Below are 1597 nucleotides of genomic sequence, written 5' to 3' on the forward strand. Positions count from 1 at the left end.
CCGCCACCGCCGTCTCCTCCGCCACCGCCGCTGTCCCCACCGGAGCCGCCACCGCCACCGAAGAAGCCCCAGCCACCACCGGAGGAGGAGCCGCCTCCCGGGGAACCGCCGGACCCACCGGACCCACCGCCGGTGTCCTGCGCGACCTCGGCGCGCTCACCGGAATCCGGCGCGTCGGGCCCGTCGGCGTCCCCGCCCCGGCCGCCCCGCCCGGCGCCGCGCCGTCCCGGGTCGGCGAGCACCCGCAGGGAGAGCACCGTCGCCACGAGCGCCGACACCAGGACCACGGCCAGGGACACCAGCCACAGCACCCCCTCGGTGGTCTCCGTGAGCCGCTCGTACGTCCGGTTGTCCCGGAACGGGTGGTCCAACGCGGGCACCAGGCTCACGACCAGCAGCGCCATGGCCGGGGGAACCGCCCCGGGCGCACCCCGGCCGCGCCCCGCGAGCAACACCGCCCCGAGGGCGACCAGGACGACCGCGACCACGAACTCCTCGAGCATCATGCCCGCCTTCAGCACGCTGCTCAGCGGGAAGTAACCCGGCACGAACAGATCCCGCAGGAAGGTTCCCCAGCCCACCTCGGGGATCTCCCCGTAACGGTTGAACTGCAGGTACAGGGTCCACCCCACCATGATTAGTCCGGGGAGCGCGGTGAGGACGCCGGCCCACCGCCGGGCCGCCGGAATCGCCCGGGTCCCGTACGGGTCGAATCCGCCGCCCGCCGACCCCTTGCCGCCCGCCGTCGCGGCACGCGCCCTGCCGGCGGCGATCGCCACCACGGCGAGGCAGAGGACGAACACCAGGGCGTGCAGAACGAGGCGCCCGGTGTCGGAGAGGTGGTCGGGGTGGATGCCCCCCACCTCCGCCAGGCGCGGCCCCGCCACCAGGCGCAGGGAGAGGAAGCCGAGCAGCCCCGCGAGCACGATCGCCGGCCCGTTCGCCGCCCGCCGGCGGGCCATCAGCAGGACGCCCACGGGCAGGGCGAGGAGCGCCCCCGCCCACTGCAGGACGTTCAGCGCCATCGGCAACGGCCATATCTGGTACTGCCACAGTGCTCGGGCCGTCTCCGGGGCCGTCACCGAGGACCGCATGAAGTCCGAGACCCCCAGCCCGAGCAGGAGGAGCGCGCTCATCAGGAGCAGCACCCCGCCCGCGAGGTGGGCGCCCCTCTCCCGCGCCGGCGCCCGCCGCGCCTCCGGCACGCCTCCCGCCGGGCCCGGTCCGGGAACCGGCCCCGGCGGGGGAGCCGTCGGGCCCCACGGTCCGCCCCCCGCGATCGGCGGCCCGAAGCCGCCCGGAGGCGGCCCGAACGGCGAGGGTGGTGTGTTCGGCGGCGGTCCGAAGCCCGCCGGTGCCGAATGCGGACCCTCTGTTCCGGAAGTGGTCATCCCCGTCACCCCTCCGTCCCGGACGGCTCGCCGTTCCGGGTCGCTCCGGGCGGTCCCGGCGGGACCGCCGTCACCCCGCGCGGCCACGCGGGGATCCGCACCACCATGGCCCGGGCCCCGGCCGTCGGGGTACGGGGGACGGCGGGCTGTTGCACGCTTGTTGCCCGCCGCGCACACACCACCGGCACGCACCCCCGCCCCCGACG

At 76.6% G+C, this 1597-nt stretch carries 1 pseudogene; it reads right to left on the minus strand.

Annotation, left to right across the window (positions count from 1 at the left end):
- Positions 1–1205 (minus strand): annotated as a pseudogene (locus FOE67_RS25245) (hypothetical protein); the annotation flags it as partial.
- Positions 1206–1597: the final 392 nt, after the last annotated feature.

Source organism: Streptomyces calidiresistens, assembly GCF_014141525.1.
In the GTDB taxonomy this organism is placed as follows: domain Bacteria; phylum Actinomycetota; class Actinomycetes; order Streptomycetales; family Streptomycetaceae; genus Streptomyces; species Streptomyces calidiresistens.